Annotated in this window: 19 protein-coding genes; 17 read left to right on the forward strand and 2 right to left on the reverse strand. The window is 38.2% G+C overall.

Features of this window, described 5'->3' with window-relative positions; translation table 11 throughout:
* Window positions 1-2 precede the first annotated feature (2 nt).
* From lacD to HMPREF2810_RS05785, 10 genes are all read left to right on the forward strand, one after another.
* Window positions 3-998: a tagatose-bisphosphate aldolase gene (lacD, locus tag HMPREF2810_RS05740; RefSeq protein WP_002357245.1), complete on the forward strand. Its 996-nt coding sequence runs from the start codon at window positions 3-5 to the stop codon at window positions 996-998.
* 15 nt (window positions 999-1,013) lie between these two features.
* Complete coding sequence (locus HMPREF2810_RS05745; RefSeq protein ID WP_080348864.1) at window positions 1,014-1,955, forward strand: hexose kinase; 942 nt, start codon at window positions 1,014-1,016, stop codon at window positions 1,953-1,955.
* Between the two features lie 32 nt (window positions 1,956-1,987).
* Window positions 1,988-3,802 (forward strand): glycoside hydrolase family 35 protein, encoded by a 1,815-nt coding sequence (locus HMPREF2810_RS05750; RefSeq protein WP_016614679.1) that lies wholly within the window; start codon window positions 1,988-1,990, stop codon window positions 3,800-3,802.
* Window positions 3,799-4,278 carry a PTS sugar transporter subunit IIB gene (locus HMPREF2810_RS05755; RefSeq protein WP_002408868.1) on the forward strand — a complete coding sequence of 160 codons (480 nt, stop codon included), beginning with the start codon at window positions 3,799-3,801 and terminating at the stop codon, window positions 4,276-4,278. Before HMPREF2810_RS05750 ends, HMPREF2810_RS05755 begins: the two co-directional genes overlap by 4 nt.
* A gap of 13 nt (window positions 4,279-4,291) precedes the next feature.
* Window positions 4,292-5,191 carry a PTS mannose/fructose/sorbose/N-acetylgalactosamine transporter subunit IIC gene (locus HMPREF2810_RS05760; RefSeq protein WP_002357253.1) on the forward strand — a complete coding sequence of 300 codons (900 nt, stop codon included), beginning with the start codon at window positions 4,292-4,294 and terminating at the stop codon, window positions 5,189-5,191.
* A complete protein-coding gene (locus HMPREF2810_RS05765) occupies window positions 5,178-5,987 on the forward strand; it encodes a PTS system mannose/fructose/sorbose family transporter subunit IID (protein WP_002357254.1) in 810 nt (269 codons plus the stop codon). Before HMPREF2810_RS05760 ends, HMPREF2810_RS05765 begins: the two co-directional genes overlap by 14 nt.
* A 19-nt stretch (window positions 5,988-6,006) precedes the next feature.
* Window positions 6,007-6,414 (forward strand): PTS sugar transporter subunit IIA, encoded by a 408-nt coding sequence (locus HMPREF2810_RS05770; RefSeq protein ID WP_002419866.1) that lies wholly within the window; start codon window positions 6,007-6,009, stop codon window positions 6,412-6,414.
* A 150-nt stretch (window positions 6,415-6,564) separates the two neighbouring features.
* Entirely contained in the window at window positions 6,565-10,539 is a 3,975-nt protein-coding gene (locus tag HMPREF2810_RS05775) for an endo-alpha-N-acetylgalactosaminidase family protein (protein WP_010715275.1), read from the forward strand.
* Between the two features lie 240 nt (window positions 10,540-10,779).
* Entirely contained in the window at window positions 10,780-11,934 is a 1,155-nt protein-coding gene (locus HMPREF2810_RS05780) for an AI-2E family transporter (RefSeq protein WP_002386882.1), read from the forward strand.
* A gap of 120 nt (window positions 11,935-12,054) precedes the next feature.
* On the forward strand, window positions 12,055-12,699 hold the full coding sequence (locus HMPREF2810_RS05785; protein ID WP_002420102.1) for a DUF998 domain-containing protein: 645 nt from the start codon (window positions 12,055-12,057) through the stop codon (window positions 12,697-12,699).
* Window positions 12,700-12,745: 46 nt separating this feature from the next.
* Here the strand turns inward: HMPREF2810_RS05785 and HMPREF2810_RS05790 are convergent, their stop codons facing one another.
* Window positions 12,746-13,315 (reverse strand): hypothetical protein, encoded by a 570-nt coding sequence (locus HMPREF2810_RS05790; RefSeq protein ID WP_002361963.1) that lies wholly within the window; start codon window positions 13,313-13,315, stop codon window positions 12,746-12,748.
* A 221-nt stretch (window positions 13,316-13,536) separates the two neighbouring features.
* Here HMPREF2810_RS05790 and HMPREF2810_RS05795 point away from each other — a divergent pair, with 221 nt between their 5' ends.
* The 4 genes from HMPREF2810_RS05795 (at window position 13,537) to HMPREF2810_RS05810 (ending at window position 17,356) form a co-directional block, all read left to right on the forward strand.
* Window positions 13,537-13,989, forward strand: coding sequence for a DUF2188 domain-containing protein (locus HMPREF2810_RS05795; protein WP_010715274.1), 453 nt, complete (start codon window positions 13,537-13,539; stop codon window positions 13,987-13,989).
* 190 nt (window positions 13,990-14,179) lie between these two features.
* Window positions 14,180-15,199, forward strand: a complete 1,020-nt coding sequence (locus tag HMPREF2810_RS05800; protein WP_002408876.1) for a branched-chain amino acid aminotransferase — start codon at window positions 14,180-14,182, stop codon at window positions 15,197-15,199.
* A 133-nt stretch (window positions 15,200-15,332) separates the two neighbouring features.
* Window positions 15,333-15,653 (forward strand): cupin domain-containing protein, encoded by a 321-nt coding sequence (locus tag HMPREF2810_RS05805; RefSeq protein WP_002357264.1) that lies wholly within the window; start codon window positions 15,333-15,335, stop codon window positions 15,651-15,653.
* A 62-nt stretch (window positions 15,654-15,715) separates the two neighbouring features.
* Complete coding sequence (locus HMPREF2810_RS05810) at window positions 15,716-17,356, forward strand: peptide ABC transporter substrate-binding protein (RefSeq protein ID WP_010715273.1); 1,641 nt, start codon at window positions 15,716-15,718, stop codon at window positions 17,354-17,356.
* 97 nt (window positions 17,357-17,453) lie between these two features.
* Here HMPREF2810_RS05810 and HMPREF2810_RS05815 read toward each other — a convergent pair whose 3' ends face one another.
* Window positions 17,454-18,329: an NAD(P)H-hydrate dehydratase gene (locus HMPREF2810_RS05815; RefSeq protein WP_002420106.1), complete on the reverse strand. Its 876-nt coding sequence runs from the start codon at window positions 18,327-18,329 to the stop codon at window positions 17,454-17,456.
* A 149-nt stretch (window positions 18,330-18,478) separates the two neighbouring features.
* Between HMPREF2810_RS05815 and HMPREF2810_RS05820 the strand changes: the two genes are divergently transcribed.
* The 3 genes from HMPREF2810_RS05820 to purK all read left to right on the forward strand — a co-directional run bounded on the left by HMPREF2810_RS05820 (window position 18,479) and on the right by purK (window position 21,123).
* Complete coding sequence (locus HMPREF2810_RS05820) at window positions 18,479-19,345, forward strand: SPFH domain-containing protein (protein WP_002366818.1); 867 nt, start codon at window positions 18,479-18,481, stop codon at window positions 19,343-19,345.
* A gap of 172 nt (window positions 19,346-19,517) precedes the next feature.
* Window positions 19,518-20,006: a 5-(carboxyamino)imidazole ribonucleotide mutase gene (gene purE, locus HMPREF2810_RS05825; protein ID WP_002365766.1), complete on the forward strand. Its 489-nt coding sequence runs from the start codon at window positions 19,518-19,520 to the stop codon at window positions 20,004-20,006.
* Window positions 19,999-21,123, forward strand: coding sequence for a 5-(carboxyamino)imidazole ribonucleotide synthase (purK, locus tag HMPREF2810_RS05830; protein ID WP_010715272.1), 1,125 nt, complete (start codon window positions 19,999-20,001; stop codon window positions 21,121-21,123). Before purE ends, purK begins: the two co-directional genes overlap by 8 nt.
* The last annotated feature ends 65 nt before the right edge of the window (window positions 21,124-21,188 follow it).

Here is a 21,188-nt window from a genome sequence, read left to right on the forward strand (position 1 = left end):
CTATGCTTACGTTAACAGCTGGAAAAAAAGCGGCAATGGATCGTTTGTCAACCCAAGAAGGAATCATTAGCGCATTAGCCATTGATCAACGAGGTGCCTTGAAAAAAATGATCAAAGCGCTAGATGTAGAGCCAACTGATGCACAAATTGAAACGTTTAAAGAATTAGTCTCGAAAGAATTGACACCTTATGCGTCCGCCATTTTATTGGATCCAGAATATGGATTGCCTGCTGCAAAAGCACGCGATACCGAGGCTGGATTGTTACTCGCTTATGAAAAAACGGGCTATGATGCAACAACTCCGGGACGATTACCTGATTTACTAGCAGATTGGTCTGTTTTACGCTTGAAAGAAGAAGGCGCAGATGCGATTAAATTTTTACTCTACTATGATGTGGATGAGGATCCAGAAATCAATCATCAAAAACATGTATTTATTGAACGCTTAGGGAGTGAATGTGCAGAAGAAGACCTACCATTTTACTTAGAATTAGTTTCTTACGATGCACAAATAGCAGATGCGACTTCTTTAGAATATGCAAAAGTTAAACCGCATAAAGTGAATGAAATGATGAAAGAATTTTCTAAACCCCAATATAAAGTAGATGTATTGAAAGTGGAAGTTCCAGTTAATATGAATTTTGTAGAAGGTTTTGCGCCAGCTGAAACAGCGTATACAAAAGAGGAAGCGGCGAATTATTTCTTAGAACAAAGTCAAGCCACTGATTTACCATTTATCTTTTTAAGTGCCGGTGTCTCAACAGAACTATTCCAAGAAACACTACGTTTCGCTAAAGAAGCTGGTTCAACATTTAATGGTGTTTTATGTGGCCGTGCTACGTGGAAAAATGGCGTGAAACCTTTCGTTGAAGCAGGAGAAACTGCGGCTTGTGATTGGTTAAAAACAGAAGGCCGAGAAAACATTGAAAGTTTAAATGAAGTCATCGCGGCAACCGCCAGCTCTTGGCATGCAAAAGTTCAAGTAAACGAAGGGTAATTGGGAGGCATAGCTGTGATAGTAACAGTAACAATGAATCCGTCAATTGATATATCCTACCTATTAAATCATCTAAAGCTTGATACCGTTAATCGGACCAGTCAGGTGACCAAAACCCCTGGTGGCAAAGGACTAAATGTCACTCGCGTCATTCATGATTTAGGTGGAGATGTTATAGCTACCGGCGTTCTTGGTGGTTTTCATGGGGCGTTTATTGCAAACGAGTTAAAGAAAGCAAACATCCCCCAAGCATTTACATCAATCAAAGAAGAAACGCGTGATTCGATTGCGATTTTGCACGAGGGGAATCAAACTGAAATTTTAGAAGCTGGACCAACTGTTTCCCCAGAAGAAATCAGTAACTTCCTTGAAAATTTCGATCAATTAATTAAGCAAGCAGAAATTGTTACAATTTCTGGCAGTTTAGCGAAAGGATTACCATCAAATTTTTATCAAGAATTAGTTCAAAAAGCTCACGCACAAGAGTTTAAAGTGCTACTAGATACTTCTGGTGATAATTTAAGGCAAGTTCTTCAAGGACCATGGAAACCGTATTTAATTAAACCTAATTTAGAGGAACTAGAAGGATTGCTAGAGCAAGATTTTTCAGAAAATCCATTAGCAGCTGTACAAACAGCTTTAACAAAACCAATGTTTGCTGGAATTGAATGGATTGTCGTATCTTTAGGAAAAGATGGTGCAATTGCCAAACATCACGATCAGTTCTATCGTGTGAAAATTCCAACGATTCAAGCTAAAAATCCTGTTGGTTCAGGAGATGCAACCATTGCTGGTCTTGCATATGGACTAGCCAAGGATGCCCCAGCTGCCGAACTGCTAAAATGGGGCATGGCGGCTGGAATGGCTAATGCCCAAGAAAGAATGACTGGGCATGTAGACGTAGAGAACGTGAACAAACATCTTATGAACATCCAAGTAGTCGAAATTGCTAAATAAAGAGCTTTCTTTATTTAGCAATTATCCAGGAATTGAAAGCGTTTACTAGAAAGGGTGGCAATGTGGACAGATTTGAAATTAAAGAGGAGTTTCTTTTAAATGATCAACCATTTAAAATTTTATCAGGCGCCATTCATTATTTTCGTGTAGATCCCTCAGATTGGCATCATTCACTTTATAACTTGAAAGCTTTAGGCTTCAATACAGTTGAGACATATGTGCCATGGAATTTACATGAACCGCAAAAAGGAACATTTCATTTTGAGGGAATATTAGATTTGGAGCGCTTTTTAAAATTAGCACAAGAACTTGGACTATATGCGATTGTGCGGCCGTCTCCTTATATTTGTGCAGAATGGGAGTTTGGCGGTTTTCCAGCCTGGCTATTAAATGAACCAGGACGAATGCGTTCGAATAATCCAACCTATCTGAAGCATGTCGCGGAATATTATGATGTTTTAATGGAAAAAATTGTTCCGCATCAACTTGCTAACGGTGGCAATATTTTAATGATTCAAATCGAAAACGAATATGGTTCATTTGGCGAAGAAAAAGCGTATTTACGGGCGATTCGCGATTTGATGATTGCACGTGGCGTGACAGCACCATTTTTTACTTCTGACGGGCCATGGCGCGCAACATTGCGGGCAGGTAGCATGATTGAAGATGATATTTTAGTAACCGGAAATTTTGGCTCAAAAGCCAAAGAAAATTTCGGTATGATGCAAGCCTTTTTTGAAGAACATGGTAAAAAATGGCCGCTAATGTGTATGGAATTTTGGGATGGCTGGTTTAATCGTTGGAAAGAGCCAATTATTAAACGAGATCCGCAAGAATTGGCTGAATCAGTTAGAGAAGCATTAGCATTAGGCAGTATCAACTTATATATGTTTCATGGCGGCACCAATTTTGGGTTTATGAATGGCTGCTCCGCACGAGGAACCATTGATTTACCACAAATCACTTCCTATGATTATGATGCGCCACTTGATGAACAAGGGAACCCAACCGAAAAGTATTTTGCGTTACAAAAAATGCTTCACGAAGAGTACCCTGCGTTACCACAAGCTGAACCATTAGTAAAAGATTCTTTTGCGCAAACAGCAATTCCTTTAACAAACAAAGTGAGTTTGTTTGCGACTTTAGAAACGATTAGTCAGCCAGTGGTCAGCGTTTATCCGCAAACCATGGAACAATTAGGACAAAATACAGGCTACCTTCTTTACCGAACAAGCATTGAAAAAGATGCTGCAGAAGAAAAGCTAAGAGTGATTGACGGTCGTGATCGTCTGCAATTATTTGTCAATCAGATACATCAAGCAACGCAATATCAAACGGAAATCGGCGAAGATATTTACGTTATACTATCGCAAGAGAATAATCAAATCGATGTTTTAATGGAAAATATGGGTCGTGTCAATTACGGGCACAAATTATTTGCAGATACTCAGAAAAAAGGGATTCGAACGGGTGTCATGGCAGATTTACATTTTATGACGCAATGGCAACAATATTGTTTACCTATGACAAGCTGTGAACAGGTAGACTATTCAAGAGAATGGCAACCGGATCAACCAAGCTTTTACCAGTATCATCTGGAGTTAGCAGAAGTGAAAGATACATTTATTGATGTTTCTAAATTCGGCAAAGGAATTGTTTTTGTTAACCAAACCAATCTTGGTCGTTTCTGGAATGTTGGTCCGACGCTTTCCTTATATATTCCCAAAGGATTATTAAAAGAAGGGCAAAATGAGATCGTCATTTTTGAAACGGAAGGAACGTACCAACCAGAAATTCAGTTAGTAAAAGAACCACTATATAAAGAAATGAAAGAGGGATTACAATGAGTATTATTGGCGTAAGAATTGATGGACGTTTGATTCATGGACAAGTAGCAAATTTATGGGCGACAAAATTGAATATTTCCAGAATTATGGTCGTTGATGATGAGGTTGCAGGGAATGCCATTGAAAAAAGTGGTTTGAAATTAGCAACACCAGCTGGCGTGAAACTAAGCGTGTTACCAATTGAAAAAGCTGCTCAAAATATTTTAGCAGGAAAATACGACTCACAACGTTTACTAATTGTGGTACGGAAACCAGATCGTTTATTAAAACTAGTAGAACTTGGGGTGCCGATTAAAGAAATCAATGTTGGGAACATGTCTCAAACAAACGAAACACGGTCGATTACTAAGTCAATCAATGTGGTCGATCAAGATATTGAGGTTTTTAAAGAGTTAAATGCTAAAGGTGTCCATCTGATTGCTCAAATGGTGCCAAGTGACAAAGCGGAAGACTTTATGAGTTTGATAACAAAATAGGAGGGAACAAAAAATGAATATCTTATGGTGGCAGATCTTATTATTAACATTATACGCAGGATACCAAATTTTAGATGAATTACAAATTTATTCTTCATTAAGTGCGCCAGTGTTTGCAGGTCTTTTTGCAGGATTAGTGATGGGGGATATTAAAGCAGGACTTATTATTGGTGGAAGCATGCAATTAACTGTATTAGGAGTTGGGACTTTCGGGGGTGCCTCCAAAATTGATGCTAACTCAGGTACGATTCTTGCCACAGCATTTTCTGTGTCTTTAGGAATGAACCCTGAACAAGCAATCGCTGCTATTGCAGTACCAGTTGCTAGTTTAATGATTCAATTAGACATTTTGGCTCGTTTTGCGAATACCTACTTTGCACATCGGATTGATAAAATGGTCGAAGATATGAACTACAAAGGAATTGAACGTAACTTCTTAATGGGTGCCTTACCTTGGTCTCTTTCTCGAATGATTCCAGTCTTCTTAGCACTTGCTTTTGGTGGTGGTTTAGTACAAAAAGTTGTATCTGTCCTAAATGGCGATTTGAAATGGTTAGGTGATGGCTTGTCTGTTGCTGGGGCGGTCTTACCAGCGGTCGGTTTTGCAATTTTACTACGTTACTTACCAGTGAAAAAACATTTCCCTTATTTAATTCTTGGTTTCACTGTAACTGCTTTACTAGGAACAATCTTTACAAACATGCAACTTTTAGGAACATCTGTTGCGAGCGTTGTGAAAGACTTCAGTGGTGTATTTAACGCACTACCAATGTTAGCAGTCGCTTTAATTGGTTTCGCTTTAGCCGCAATTAGCTACAAAAATGGTCAAATGATTCCGAGTGGGCCAGCAGCAAAAAAAGAACATGCAGCGAATGATTCAGACGAAGGAGAGATTGAAGATGACGAAATCTAATTATAAATTGACGAAAGAAGATTTTAAACAAATTAATCGCAGAAGCTTGTTTACTTTCCAATTAGGTTGGAACTACGAAAGAATGCAAGGATCAGGTTACTTGTATACGATTTTGCCACAATTGCGTAAAATTTATGGGGATGATACGCCTGAATTAAAAGAAGTGATGAAAACACACACGCAATTTTTCAATACTTCAAACTTCTTTAATACGATTATTACAGGGATCGATTTGGCCATTGAAGAAAAAGAAGGCATTGCTGGAAAACAAACAGTTTCAGGTTTGAAAACTGGTTTAATGGGACCGTTTGCAGCAATTGGGGATTCAATTTTCGCAGCTTTAATTCCAACTATTTTTGGGGCGCTAGCTGCCAACATGGCGATTAATGGTAACCCAACTGGTATCTTTATCTGGATTGTTGCTCAAATTGCCGTGATGGTCTTCCGTTGGAAACAATTGGAATTTGCGTATCGCGAAGGAATTTCTTTGGTAACAACTATGCAACACCGCTTAACTGCCTTAACAGATGCTGCAACTTTACTAGGGGTCTTCATGGTTGGCGCTTTAGTGGCAACAATGGTTAATGTCAAACTATCATGGGCACCAAGTATTGGGGATGTAACACTTAACATGCAAAATAACTTGGATATGATTTTACCACGTCTACTTCCTGCAGGAATTGTCGGTGGCGTTTATTGGATGCTAGGTAAAAAGAATATGACGTCTACTAAAGCCATTTTTATCGTATTAATTGTCTGTGTCGCATTGTCTGCGTTAGGTGTTATTTCAAAATAAGTAAGACAGGAGAAAATCGATGAGTGAACATTTAGTTTTAGTAAGTCATGGCCGTTTTTGCGAGGAATTGAAAAAAAGTGCGGAGATGATTATGGGACCGCAAGAAACAATTTCCACTGTTGCTTTATTACCAGAAGAAGGTGAAGCTGACTTTTTAGAAAAATTTGAAGCGATTACGGAATCGTTAGAAGATTTTGTTGTCTTTGCTGATCTATTAGGGGGGACACCTTGTAATATTTTATCTAAAAAAATTATGCAAGGTGCTTCGTTTGACTTATATACTGGGATGAATTTACCGATGGTTATCAGCTATGTAAATGCAAGTTTATTAGCGATCGAAGGTGACTATGTTAATGAATCAGCAGAAAGTATTGTGAAAGTCAACGAATTGCTGCTAAATGTTGCAGTAGATGACGAGGATGAATAATTCTGACTTGTTGTCGTAAGTAATCAAAGTTTTTAAGAAAATGATTTAGAGATGGACGTTCCAAAAATAAAAGAATTTATTTTTGGAACGCCCCTTTAATTGCTAATAATGAAAGCGTGTTCAAAAAATGTTAGGGGGCTGATTTATCAGATGAAACATGGGAAAATAAAACGATTTAGTACATTGACACTATTGGCAAGCGCAACGATTTTAGTACCATTAAGTACGTCTGCAGAAGAAACAACAAACAGCAGCACTGAAACAAGCTCATCAATGGTGGAACCTACCGCAACAGAGGAAAAATTGTGGCAATCTGATTTTCCAGGAGGGAAAATTGGTGAGTGGCAAGATGTGATTGGTAAAACAAATCGAGAATTAGCAGGAGAGTCATTGGCGATTTCACGAGATGCAGCAGCAGGTAATAATGCCGTATCTTTAAATTTAGATTCCCCTAAATTAGCTGATGGTGAAGTAGAAACAAAGTTTAAATACACTGCTGGAAGCGGTCGAACGGGTGTGATTATACGTGGTAATACCAAAGATAGCTGGGTTTTTGTAGGCTATAACGCGAATGGCAAATGGTTAGTTGAAAGCCCTAATTCGTGGAATGATTCGATTTCTGGGCCAACGTTAAATGAAGATACGAATTATTTGTTGAAAGTACGTTATGTTGGTGAAAAAATTACTATCTGGCTTAACACCACGTTGATTTACGAAGGAGAACCTGTTTTGGCCAACGGAGACAAAATTCCAACAGAAGCCGGACATGTGGGTGTCCGTTTGTGGTACGACAAAAAAATTGTCAATTATGACTATTTTAAAAATGGCCCCGTAGATAGCATTCCAGAAATTGTGCCAGAAGTGACACAAATTGCGCCAGTCAAAGTTTTTACAAAAATTGGTGTCGCACCAAAATTACCGAAACAAGTAAAAGTGACCTATAATACTGGTAAAGAAGCCAATGAAGCAGTCCGTTGGGATGAAATCGATCCTGATGCATACAAAGAACCAGGGACTTTTGAAGTCGACGGTACTTTGGAAAATACAAACATCAAAGCAAAAGCCAGCGTTGTTGTTGCTAAAGACAATGAAGCTGAAAAAGGCGACAAAATCTCTTCTGCAGATTTAACAGCCGTGGTTGATCCACAATTTCCACGAATTATTCGCTACGAAGACCCTCAGAGTAATCAAGTGATTTTTAATGGCCAACACGAGAAAATTGACCAAGTAATGATTGATGGCAAAGCATATAAAGCAACTGCTGAAAAACAGAAGAGTGAAGCAAATCAAGCCGTTTATAACGTAGCTGTCCCAGAAATTGGTCTGCGTTTCACAACGACATTGACTGTTTCAGAAGGCCAAGAATTAGCTATGAAACTCTCAGATATTCGTGAAGAAGGAACCAAAATACACACAATTTCAATTCCAAATCAAGGCTTGATTTCTGTCAATAGTACAGATGAAGGGGCGACTTTTGCTGGCGTTGTGATGAATACTGGGACAAATGCAAATAACGGAAATAAAAATGGTGATACTATCCAAGATTTAACTACAACAAGCCAAGAAGAAACGAAAAAATATATGTACGGTTTCTTAAATACAGCGAATTATGCTGCAAGTTTTTGGACGAACGCCTATGGAGACGGCTCTGTCGATGGTAGTGATAACAATCGAATCCATAAACAAACAAAAGAAGCGGCGACTGGTTTTGTAACAACCTTGTCAAGTGGGGCATGGACCTATCGACCATTTGATGCACCGGAAGATTACACAACTGGAGAAACGCCAGAAGTGAAAGTTAAATTCTCAAAAGATAGCAACGACGACAAGCGGGTGGATTGGCAAGATGCGGCAATTGGGTTCCGTTCAATTATGAATAACCCAATGGGCGCGGAAAAAGTCCCTGAATTAGTCAACCAACGGATTCCTTTTAACTTTGCTAGTCAGGCGACAAACCCATTCTTAGTGACGTTAGACGAATCAAAACGCATTTACAATTTAACAGATGGATTAGGACAAATGAATTTACTAAAAGGGTATCAAAATGAAGGACATGATTCTGCGCATCCAGATTACGGTGCTATTGGTCAGCGACCTGGTGGGGAACAAGCGTTGAATCAATTAATTGATGAAGGCCATAAATTAAATGCCGTTTTCGGTGTGCATATTAATGACACCGAGTCTTACCCAGAAGCAAAAGGATTTAATGAGGAATTAGTTGATCCAACGAAGCGTGGCTGGGATTGGTTAGATCCGTCTTATTTTATTAAACAAAGACCCGATGCATTGAGTGGTCGTCGCTATGAGCGCTTTAAAGAATTAAAACAAAAAGCACCGAATCTAGATTATATTTATGTTGATGTTTGGGGCAACCAAGGCGAATCAGGTTGGGCAAGTCGTCAACTAAGTAAAGAAATTAATTCACTCGGTTGGTTTACAACCAATGAATTTCCGAATGCTTTAGAGTATGACTCGGTTTGGAACCATTGGTCTGCAGAAAAAGATTACGGCGGTACAACAACAAAAGGCTTTAACAGTACAATCGTTCGTTTTATTCGGAATCACCAAAAAGACACTTGGATTATTTCCGACAACCCTTTGTTAGGTGGAGCTGAATTTGAAGCCTATGAAGGTTGGGTGGGTAAAACCAATTTTAATACCTATCGCCAAAAAACTTTTGCCATTAATGTCCCAACTAAGTTCTTACAGCATTACCAAATTACAAACTGGGAAACTACAACAGCAGAAGATGGTCAAATCTATGGCACGATTAAATTAGCGAACGGTGCTGAAAAAGTGACCGTTACTCAAGCAGATGCTAATTCGCCAAGAAGCATTACGTTAAATGAGACAGAAGTTCTAAAAGGTGATGCGTATCTACTGCCTTGGAATGTCAATGGTCAAGACAAACTATATCATTGGAATCCAAAAGGCGGTACCAGCACTTGGTCATTGGATAAGAAAATGCAAGGAAAAACGAATTTACATTTATATGAATTAACAGATCAAGGGCGTATTGACAAAGGCGCAATTGCCACTACAAATAACCAAGTGACCATCCAAGCCGAGGCTAATACGCCGTATGTCATTGCTGAACCTGACAGTATTGAACCGATGACATTTGGAACAGGAACACCATTTAAAGATCCTGGATTTAATGAAGCCAATACCTTGAAAAATAACTGGAAAGTTTTCCGAGGTGATGGAGAGGTTAAAAAAGATGCCAACGGTGATTATGTCTTTAGTTCAGAAAAAGAAAGAACCGAAATCAAACAAGACATCAATCTTCCTAAACCAGGAAAATATAGTTTGTATCTAAACACAGAAACACATGATCGCAAAGCCACAGTAACTGTTAAAATTGGTGGTAAAAAATATACGCGGACAGTGAATAATTCGGTTGCCCAAAACTACATTCAGGCAGATATTAACCATACAAGCAGGAAAAATCCGCAGTATATGCAAAATATGCGAATTGATTTTGAAATCCCAGATAATGCCAAAAAAGGCTCGGTGACATTAGCGGTTGATAAAGGCAATTCCGTTACAAAATTTGATGATTTACGAATTGTTGAGCGTCAAACGGATATCATGAATCCAGACAAACAAACAGTTATTAAGCAAGATTTTGAAGACACACAAGCAGTTGGGTTATATCCGTTTGTTAAAGGCTCAGCTGGTGGTGTAGAAGATCCACGGATTCATTTATCAGAAAGAAATGAACCTTACACACAATATGGTTGGAATGGAAACCTTGTTTCAGATGTATTAGAAGGCAACTGGTCCTTGAAAGCCCATAAACAAGGAGCAGGATTGATGCTTCAAACAATTCCGCAAAATATTAAATTTGAACCGAACAAGAAATATACGGTCCAATTTGATTATCAAACTGATGGTGAAAATGTCTTTACTGCTGGGACCATTAATGGGGAGTTGAAAAATAACAATGACTTTAAGCCAGTCGGTGAGTTGACTTCGACAGCAGCAGATGGTCAAACCAAGCATTATGAAGCAGAAATAATTGGGGATGCTTCAGGAAACACTACGTTTGGTATTTTTACAACAGGTGCCGATAAAGATTTCATTATGGATAACTTTACGGTCACAGTGGAATCGAAAAAATAAATTTAGTCTATCTAAGCAACTTGGGCTACAAGTTAAACGTACTTGTAGCCCAAGTTGCTTTTTTTATGAAAAGAAGCAAGGTCTAGTGCCTCATTTTTATACTGCAGAATAAACCGACACATTTTTTAAAGTGTCAGGCTTCTTTGTGTATTTCATCAAGAACGAATGGACAAACTTGCCTTTTGCCACAAATCGTTTACAATTACAATGATAGGCATAATTTATTTAGAGGTGAAGTGATTGAAGAAATACAATGTTGATTGGAATTACTGGGTTGTCCGCTTTTTATTTGTAATGGCGCTGATTGTTGGCTATTTATTAATCACGAATTATCAGCACTTTGTCCATAGTGTTTCGGGTTTGTTAGGCATCTTATCCCCATTCATTACTGGGTTCGTGATTGCTTATTTATTGAGTGGAAGTCAGAAAAAAATCGAGGGATTACTAGAAAGAGTTCCTTTACCAGTCGTTAAAAAAGCGAAACACGGCTTGAGTGTACTCCTTTTGTACCTGATTATTTTGTTTATTTTTGTCTTGACATTAAACTATATCGTTCCGCTACTCATTAGTAATTTAGTAGATTTAGCAAACTCTTTACCCACTTTTTATGATCACATGGTTCAGTTTGTGATGAGTTTAGAAGATAAAGGGATTTTAAAAACAGCCGCGATTGAAAAATATTTAAATAGTGTCCTTAAAGATTTGTCGCCGGAACGTTTTTTAAATCAATGGACACAAGCGTTGTTTTCATTAGGAACGTTGACTAAAAATGTTTCTTCATTCTTTTTAAATGCATTTTTGACGTTGATTATCTCAATCTATGCGCTGGTATTTAAGCAATCTATTTTGACATTTGTTGAAAAGGCCGCCCACAAATTGCTGTCTGAAAAAGTGTACAAGCAAACACAAACTTGGTTAAATACAACGAATAAAATTTTCTATAAATTTATCAGTTGCCAATTTCTTGATGCTTGTATTATTGGCGTTTCATCAACGATTTTGTTAAGTATTTTGAATGTGAAATTTGCTGTGACTTTGGGGATTTTATTAGGTATTTGTAATATGATTCCTTATTTTGGTTCGATTTTTGCGTCAATTGTTGCTGGTGTGATTACGCTTTTCACAGGTGGTGTTACTCAAGCCATTACGGTGTTACTAGTTTTATTAATTTTACAACAAATTGACGGCAATATTATTGGTCCTCGAATTATGGGAGATGCCCTAAATGTCAATCCGATTTTAATTATTGTTTCAATTACGATTGGGGGAGCGTACTTCGGCGTCTTAGGGATGTTTTTAGCAGTTCCTGTTGCTGCAATCATTAAAATTATTGTCTCGGAGTGGCTAAATGAATCAAAAGAAAATGATAAGATTGTAGATTCTATTGAATCCTAAAGTAAAACTTTTCGTCTCGCGTTGACGAAAAGTTTTTTAGTGGGAAAGAAAGTTTCATTATTTGGAATTTTTGATATGCTATACTTGAAGTAAATAGAAAATCAAAATTGAGGTGAATAGATGCAGTTTTTAAAAAAATATGGCGGCTATTTTTTAGTTTTAGGGGTCTTACTTGATTTTTTTACACCTTATTATGTCGGATTCAAAGATCAAGGTTACAATCAATTGACAGAAGTAATTAGCTTATTAGGTGATGTGAATAGTCCAGTTAGGGAAACCTTTAATCGGTTAACTATCATTGCGGGAATGTTGATGTTAGCAAGTTTACCTAGGATATATGCTATTTTTTCCAGAAAAACGAAAAAAGGTGCTTGGTTAGTAGTGGCAATGATTGGCGCTTATGGTTTATTTGATTGTATTTTCAGTGGGCTCTTCAGTGTAGACACTTCAAGCGCTGGCACAGTTGCTGCCGCGCTTCATAACGGAGGATCAGCAGTCGGTTATACAGGCTTTTTGTTGTTATCAGGCGTCTTAACCATTATCTATAGTAAATACGGTTCGCAAAAAAATAAAAACCTTTTTGGCTTTTTGTTTATTTTATGTATGCTTGCAGCCGGCTTATATGGCTTAGCAAGGATTCCACAGCTACAACAGGTAAAACCATTTAATTATTTAGGCTTATGGCAAAGAGTGAGTTCATTTTGTAATTATCTACCAATGCTGGCACTGTGTTTACAAACTAAAACCAATGACAAATTTGATTGAACATTTGTCATTGGTTTTTTACTAGTTAAAATTGTCTGGTAATAACTTAATTATTGGCTACGGTGACTTCACCAGTAACAGTGGCACCATCTTTTTCTAAGTCAGCAGAATCTTTGTATTCTTGTTTATCAAAAGTAATATTGCCATTAACTTTGGTACCATTTAAAGTAAAGCCATTTGCTTTCACCTCAATATCACCTTTGACAGTCCCGTGAACGATGTTGAAATTTTCAGAAGAAACGATTAGCTTAGGAACCGTGATTTCATATTCAGCAGTTACTTTTTTATTATCATCTTGAGAATAAAGCGCTAATTTACGATAGACATCGTTGGAATCTTTCCCCTTATCATGGAAAGTACCAGCAACTGTTACCTCTTTATCAAAAGTGACATTGTCAGTAGCTGCGACAATCCAATTTCCTTTATCACTTAACGCCATTTCGAGTTCTTCAGGCTTGGCACTAATTGAAGCACCAGAGACTACTTCTGTACTTGAATTAGCTGTTTCTTTGCTACTAGAACTACTATCTGTTTTTTTATCAGATGAACAAGCACTAAGCAGCACAAGAGCAGCAGTTGCCGTCAAAACAGTGGTGAGTACTTTAGACATTTTCATGAAAATCCCTCCAAAAAAATTTATTTATTTCTTCCTTTATCATAACTGATTCAAAGGGAAATGAGTAATCATACACTCAAAGATTGAGAAGTTTGGCCAACGGGAAATTAGGCTTATTCTCTCAAGAAGGTTCAGGAAATATTCAAAGTAATCATTTCTTTTTCAAATGTTCCTTTTCTGTAGTAAGCTAGTAATAGACAGAATTTAAGGAGGAGATTTTGATGCCTTGGAATATGAATGATTATCCTACATCAATGAAAAATTTAGCACCTTTGATTCGGAAAAAAGCGATAGATATTGGCAATGCGTTGCTTGCGGATGGCTACCCTGATGATCGTGCCATTCCAATTGCGATTAGTCAAGCGGAGAAATGGTATCAAGAGGCAAGTGCAGCAGAAAAAAAGGCCTTCGAACATGAAGCAAATCCTACGAAACGAGATTTGCATAAACAGGATAAACATGCTGGAAAATTATTAACGGCGGCTGTCAACGTTAAATATAAAGACGACCAATGGTTGGTGATTTCAGACAGCGCTGAAAAAGCAAGCAATACATTTACCCACAAACAAGAGGCGGTTGAACGAGCTCAAGAAATTGCTCGGAATAAACAAACAAAGCTGAAAATCTATAAGCAAGATGGGACGTTACAAGAAACCAAAGAGTATACTGAATAATTTTTCGAAACCTTGATATTCCGTTGCAATTGAAGAAACGGCTATCAAGGTTTTTTGGCGAGGGAGAAATGGACAAGTAAGAAAAAATAACAAAAGTTAAGAATGAGAATAAGGCTTGCTTTTCTAGTTTTTGGTGGGTACAATTACACTAATTAAGATAAAAAATCAAAATAATTGAGGTGCTACGACAATGGAAAAAGCCAATCTTGATTGGAATAATTTAGGATTTTCTTACATTAAAACGCCCTTTCGTTATATTAGTTATTGGCGAGATGGCAAGTGGGAAGAAGGCACGCTAACAGATAACAATCAGTTAACGATTAGTGAAGGTTCGCCTGCTCTACATTATGGCCAACAATGTTTTGAAGGATTAAAAGCGTATCAATGTGCAGATGGTTCTGTCAATTTGTTTCGTCCAGATGAAAATGCCAAACGGCTACAAAAAAGTTGTGCGCGTCTACTGATGCCACAAGTGCCAGTAGAAACCTTTGTTTCTGCATGCCAAGAAGTGGTGAAAGCCAACCTTGCTTATTTACCGCCGTATGGAACGGGCGGTACGTTGTATCTTCGCCCTTATATGATTGGTGTCGGCGATAATATTGGTGTAGCACCTGCCAAAGAATACATTTTTTCTATTTTTTGTGTGCCAGTTGGTTCGTATTTTAAAAATGGTTTAGCACCAACCAACTTTATCGTTTCTGAATATGATCGAGCGGCGGGCCGAGGAACTGGGGCCGCTAAAGTGGGGGGCAATTATGCAGCTAGTCTTTTACCAGGTGCAGAAGCACATGAGAAAGAATTTAGTGATTGCATTTATTTAGATCCGTATACGCATACGAAAATTGAAGAAGTTGGTGCAGCTAATTTCTTTGGCATAACCAAAGATGGTACTTTTATTACGCCGAAATCAGCGTCTATTTTACCAAGTATTACTAAATATTCATTATTGATGCTAGCAAAAGAACGTTTAGGGATGACGGCGCTTGAAGGAGACGTTTACATTGATCGATTAGCGGACTTCTCCGAAGCGGGTGCTTGTGGCACGGCGGCGATTATTTCTCCTATCGGTGGGATTCAAAATGGCACAGATTTCCATGTATTTTATAGTGAAACAGAAGTTGGACCAGTGACCAAACAACTATATGATGAATTGGTTGGCATACAGTTTGGTGACAAAGAAGCGCCAGAAGGCTGGATAGTAAAAGTTTAAAGAGATAAAAAAGAGAGAATTCACGTTCTCTTTTTTTGTGTAGAATATTCAGAATTTTCTATAAAAAGATTGACTTTAATACTATTTAAAGGAATAATGGAAGATACAAGATTTAAAAAAGGAGGGAAAGCTATTGCTTATTAAATCAGCAGAATCAGAAGAAATGACGATTTTTTTTGATAAAGAAAACCAACCAAATGCACAAGTTCAAATGGGCATTATTACATTACAGCCTGGTGAAAAACGGCCTTTAGCTGGATATGCTCGCCATGAACAAGATGAATATTCTTATGTGATTTCTGGCGAAGCACATACGATTTTAGAAGATGGTCAAGACTTAGTTGGAAAAGCTGGACAAGCCCAATTAATTGAAGCTGGTGAGGGGCACATTAATTATAATGATGGGTTGGAGCCGGCGGTCGTTGTCTGGATGCTTGTGGAAAGGACAGAATAAAAGGGGAGCTGTCTTTCTGTAAGTAAGAGCATAAAAAAATGAAGAGTTATAGGAGAAAGAAGATGAAAAAGTATTTAAAAATCACAATAGTTTGTGTTTTATTGGTAGGATTTTTAGCTGGGTGTACCAATAAAAATGAAAATAAAAAGAAACAGAAAAATACCAAAGAAGCCGTTCAACTGATGTCACCCTCGGAATTAACAACACTCAACACCTCTGTATTATTGGATTTTCCAGATGCTATTGTCCAAACTGCAGCGTTTGAAGGGTTATATAGTTTAGATGAACAAGACCAATTGGTACCAGCCGTAGCAAAAGCATTGCCGACGATTTCAGAAGATGGAAAAACCTACACGATTTCTTTGAGAAAAGAAGCGGTTTGGAGTAACGATGATCCTGTCACAGCACATGATTTTGAATATGCTTGGAAAAAAATGATTGATCCTAAAAACGGCTTTGTCTATAGTTTCCTCATCGTTGAAACAATTGAAAATGGGGCAGAAATCTCAGCGGGGAAATTAGCTCCCAATGAACTTGGTGTCACAGCTGTGGATGATTATACATTAAAGGTGACGCTCAAAGAGCCAAAACAGTACTTTACGTCCTTATTAGCTTTTCCTACATTTTTCCCGCAAAATCAAAAAGTAGTCGAACAATTTGGTGCGGACTATGGAACTGCTAGTGATAAAGTCGTCTATAATGGCCCGTTCGTGGTAAAAGATTGGCAGCAAACAAAGATGGACTGGCAACTAGCAAAAAATAATCGCTATTGGGATCGCCAGAACGTGCGCTCAGACATTATCAATTATACGGTTATCAAAGAAACATCTACTGCATTGAATCTTTTTGAAGATGGACAATTAGATGTGGCTACACTAAGTGGTGAACTGGCGCAACAGAATAAAAATAATACGTTGTATCATTCGTACCCAACAGCAACAATGAACTATTTGCGCTTAAATCAAAAACGGAAAGGGCAAGCAACGCCGCTTGCAAACGAAAACTTGCGTAAAGCGTTGGCTTTAGGCATAGATAAAGAAAATCTAGTCAATAATATTATTGCAGATGGTTCTAAAGCTTTACATGGTGCGATTACGGAAGGTTTTGTGGCGAATCCCACAACGGGCCTCGATTTTCGTCAAGAAGCAGGTAATTTAATGGTTTATAACAAAGAAAAAGCGCAAAGTTATTGGAAAAAAGCACAAGCAGAATTAGGAGAAAAGGTTAACGTTGAATTGATGGTAACAGATGATGGTTCTTACAAAAAAATTGGTGAAAGTTTGCAAGGCTCGCTACAAGAACTGTTTCCTGGTTTGACAATAGAGCTAACCGTATTGCCAACGGAAGCTGCATTGAACTTTGGGCGAGAAAGCGACTATGATTTATTCTTAATTTACTGGACACCAGACTATCAAGATCCTATTTCTACCCTGATGACTTTATACAAGGGCAATGATCGCAATTATCAGAACCCTGTCTATGACAAATTATTAGATGAAGCAACCACAACCTATGCCTTAGAGCCAGAAAAAAGATGGGGGAAACTGATTGCAGCTGAAAAAGAAGTGATTGAAACGACTGCTGGTATGATTCCACTTAGCCAAAATGAACAAACAGTCCTGCAAAATGATAAAGTCAAAGGCTTGAATTTTCATACCTTTGGCGCTCCATTAACGTTAAAAAATGTTTATAAGGAAAAATAAAAAGAGAGCCTGGGCTGAAAATCGCTTTTGATTTTCGGCCCAGGCTTAAATCCTGCTTTTTAACCCAAAATTTGTCACCATTTATCCTTTTTGGGTTTTATCTCGAACGCTTCTGTTCTAATAGTTCAGAATCAGGTGCAGTGTGTGGCTGGGCATTTTTTTTCATATATGTCGGCAAGGCTTGACTAATCTTCGTTGGTAAAACAACATAGTCGGTTTTGGCCAAATCATCTCCAATGAGACTGTGTAAGTAAACGGCGCCAGCAATGGTTTCAATTGTCGGCTTAAACTGAGCCAAAAACCCAGCAATGATGCCAGCCAAGGTATCCCCAGTTCCGCCAGTAGCCATCCCAGGGTTGCCACCTGTATTTTGAAAAGGTTCTCCTGCGTGGAAAATTGTGGTGCGATGACTTTTTAAAACAATCGTACTGCCTAATTTTGCTTGTTGGCGCTGGTTATTTGCCAGTGTTTGTTGCTCGATAGGTAAGTGACTCAAACGTTGCCATTCCATTTGATGAGGTGTGAAAACAACTTTTTCAGGATAGGTAAGGGAAAAATTGCCTTGGCTAAATAGGGTAATCGCTGAGCCATCGATAATTAACCATTGTTGTTTTTGATGTTGGGCGAGTACCATCTTTAATATTTGTTGTGCAGTAGCATCTAAGCCTAAACCTGGACCAATTAAAATAACCTCCGCTTGCTCTACGACGTCCGTCAGAAGGACTGTTTCTTCAAAGCCCACGACCATCGCTTCTGGGCATCTTGCATGTAAAGGGCCGTGATTTTTAACATCAGTAATCACAGTGGTGAGACCAGCGCCACTATTTATACACGCTTCGGTACTCATGATGATGGCTCCGCCATATTGACGGTTTCCTCCGATTAATACGACACGCCCAAAATTGCTTTTATAAGAGTCGGAAGGGCGTTGAGTGATGACTTCCTCTAAAATGTCCTTGCTTAAATAGCGCATTCTATCACTCCTTTTCTTGGGATTTCTTTGTTCTCAGTATACTACAAGAGCACTGAAAAAATCAGTTTATTTAATGTTAAAAGTTACTCTATTGAAGGCAATGAGGTGTATAATAAGGACCAGATAAATGAGTTAGGAGAGTGAAACAGATGGAAGAGAAAAAAACATTTTATATGAGTGGCTACGTAGGAATTGCGAGCTTATTAGTTATTTTAATTGCGGGAATTGGTTTATTTATTTATGGAGCGAGTCATACCAATGGTGTTCTTGTTGTTTTAGGTATTATTTTGTTAATTGGCGCTATTTTATTTTTAAGTTCCTTAACTATTGTTAGTCCTAACCAGGCGAAAGCGATTTTATTTTTTGGTCGCTACTTAGGTACGATTAAAGAAAATGGGTTGTTTATTACCATTCCATTTACGCAAAAAATGAACATTTCTTTGAAAGTACGAAATTTCAATAGTTCTCTATTAAAAGTCAATGACTCTGACGGGAATCCAATCGAAATCTCTGCGGTCATCGTTTTTCGGGTAGTCGATACAGCTAAGGCGTTATTTAATGTCGATTATTATCAAGACTTTGTGGAAATTCAAAGCGAAACGGCAATCCGGCATGTAGCAACACAATATCCTTATGACACTTTTTCAGATAATGATGTAACTCTGCGAGGAAATACCGAACAAATTTCCGAGGAGTTAACCAAAGAATTGCAAGAACGCTTAGCAGTGGCTGGTGTAGAGGTTATCGAAACACGGTTGAATCATTTAGCTTATGCAACTGAAATTGCTAGCTCCATGTTGCAAAGACAGCAAGCAAAAGCAATCTTAGCGGCTCGACAAACAATTGTTGAAGGTGCGGTAAGCATGACACAAATGGCCTTAGAACAGATCGAAGAAGGGCAAGAAATTAATTTTACCGATGAACGAAAAGTACAACTTATTAATAATTTACTAGTCTCAATCATTACTGATAAAGGCACACAACCAGTTATTAATACAGGCGATGTTTCTTCTTAAAGAGGAAGCAACGCTAAAAATAGCAAAAAAGAGTCATCGGAAAGATGACTCTTTTTTTGATAAACACGAACATTATATAATTTTAATCTATAATATTTCGGTTTTTCTTTGACATCTCTTTTTCTCATTGTTAGAATAACAGTGAAAAAAGGCGGAAGGAGTTATTACATTCATGAAACCATTAGTCGCTGTGATTATGGGAAGTACCTCAGACTGGGCAACGATGAAAGCTGCTTGTCTTGTGTTGGAAGAGTTGAAAATTCCTTATGAAAAACGAGTGATATCAGCACATAGGACCCCTGACTTGATGTTTCGTTTTGCAGAGGAATCACGAACAAAAGGATTGAAGGTTATTATCGCTGGCGCTGGTGGAGCGGCCCATTTACCAGGGATGGTAGCTGCAAAGACAACCTTACCTGTCATTGGTGTTCCAGTTAAAACACGAACATTAAACGGTATTGATTCACTGTTGTCTATTGTGCAGATGCCAGGGGGAGTTCCTGTAGCAACAACTGCGATTGGCTCAGCAGGTGCTACCAATGCTGGGTTATTAGCTGCAGAAATACTAAGTATTGATGATTTACAGTTAGCAGAAAGAATCCAAGCAAGACGACAATCATTGGAAAAAGCGGTTATGGAAAGTGGGGAACAACTTGAATAAACCTTTAAAAGTCGGAGCAACTATTGGCATTATAGGTGGGGGACAGTTAGGGCGAATGCTAGTCATGAGTGGTAAAAAAATGGGTTTCCAAATGATTGTGTTGGACCCGACGCCTGATAGTCCAGCTGGTCAAGTAGCTGACCGGCAAATTGTGGCAGCCTTTAATCAGCCCTCTGCTTTAACTGAACTAGCAGAGTTATGCGATGTGATCACCTATGAATTTGAAAATATTGAAGTGGCCTCCCTAGAAAAGGCCATTCCACTAGAAAAGTTGCCACAAGGAACAGAATTGTTAAAAATTACTCAAAATCGATTGCTTGAAAAAACGTTTCTTCAATCGATTGGCTGTAAGATTGCCCCTTTTGCGGAAGTAAAAAGCCAGAAAGAGCTGCCACAAGCAATAGAAAAGATTGGTTTTCCATGTGTCTTAAAAACTATTCAAGGTGGATACGATGGAAAAGGACAAGTCGTCTTAAAATGCGAAGAGGATTTCTCCCAAGCGACTAAATTATTAGCTAACGCCACTTGTGAATTAGAAAAGTGGGTGCCTTTCACTAAAGAACTTTCAATCATCGTTGCAGGGAATAAGCATGGTTACCAAAGCTTTCCTGTATCTGAAAACATTCATCGAAAGAATATCTTGCATGAATCAATTGTGCCCGCTCGAATTTCTGAGAATGTGCAACAAAAAGCAGCGGAATTGGCGCAACACATTGCTGAGGAATTAAATTTATCTGGGGTTTTAGCTATCGAACTGTTTTTAACGGATTCAGAAGAGTTGTACGTCAATGAATTAGCGCCACGGCCTCATAACTCAGGTCATTACTCTATTGAAGCTTGCTCATTTAGTCAATTTGATGCGCATATTCGAGGGATTAGCAATTGGGGCATTGGGTTACCCCAGTTACTTCAACCAGTGGTTATGGTGAATCTCTTAGGTGAACACTTAGAAAAAAGCTACCAGTTATGCACGTCAAAACCCACTTGGCAAGTCCATTACTATGGAAAAGCTGAATCAAAAGTGGGCAGAAAAATGGGCCACGTCACCATTACAACACCTTGCTTATCAGAAACGTTAAAGGAAATTGAGGCTGTTGGTATTTGGAACGTAACTTAATAAATGCTTGCTCCAAGCAAGTTTTTTATTTTTACATTCGACAAACACGAACGATTATTGTTTTT

It is taken from the genome of Enterococcus sp. HMSC078F03 (assembly GCF_001811595.1).
GTDB classification, from domain to species: Bacteria; Bacillota; Bacilli; order Lactobacillales; family Enterococcaceae; genus Enterococcus; species Enterococcus faecalis.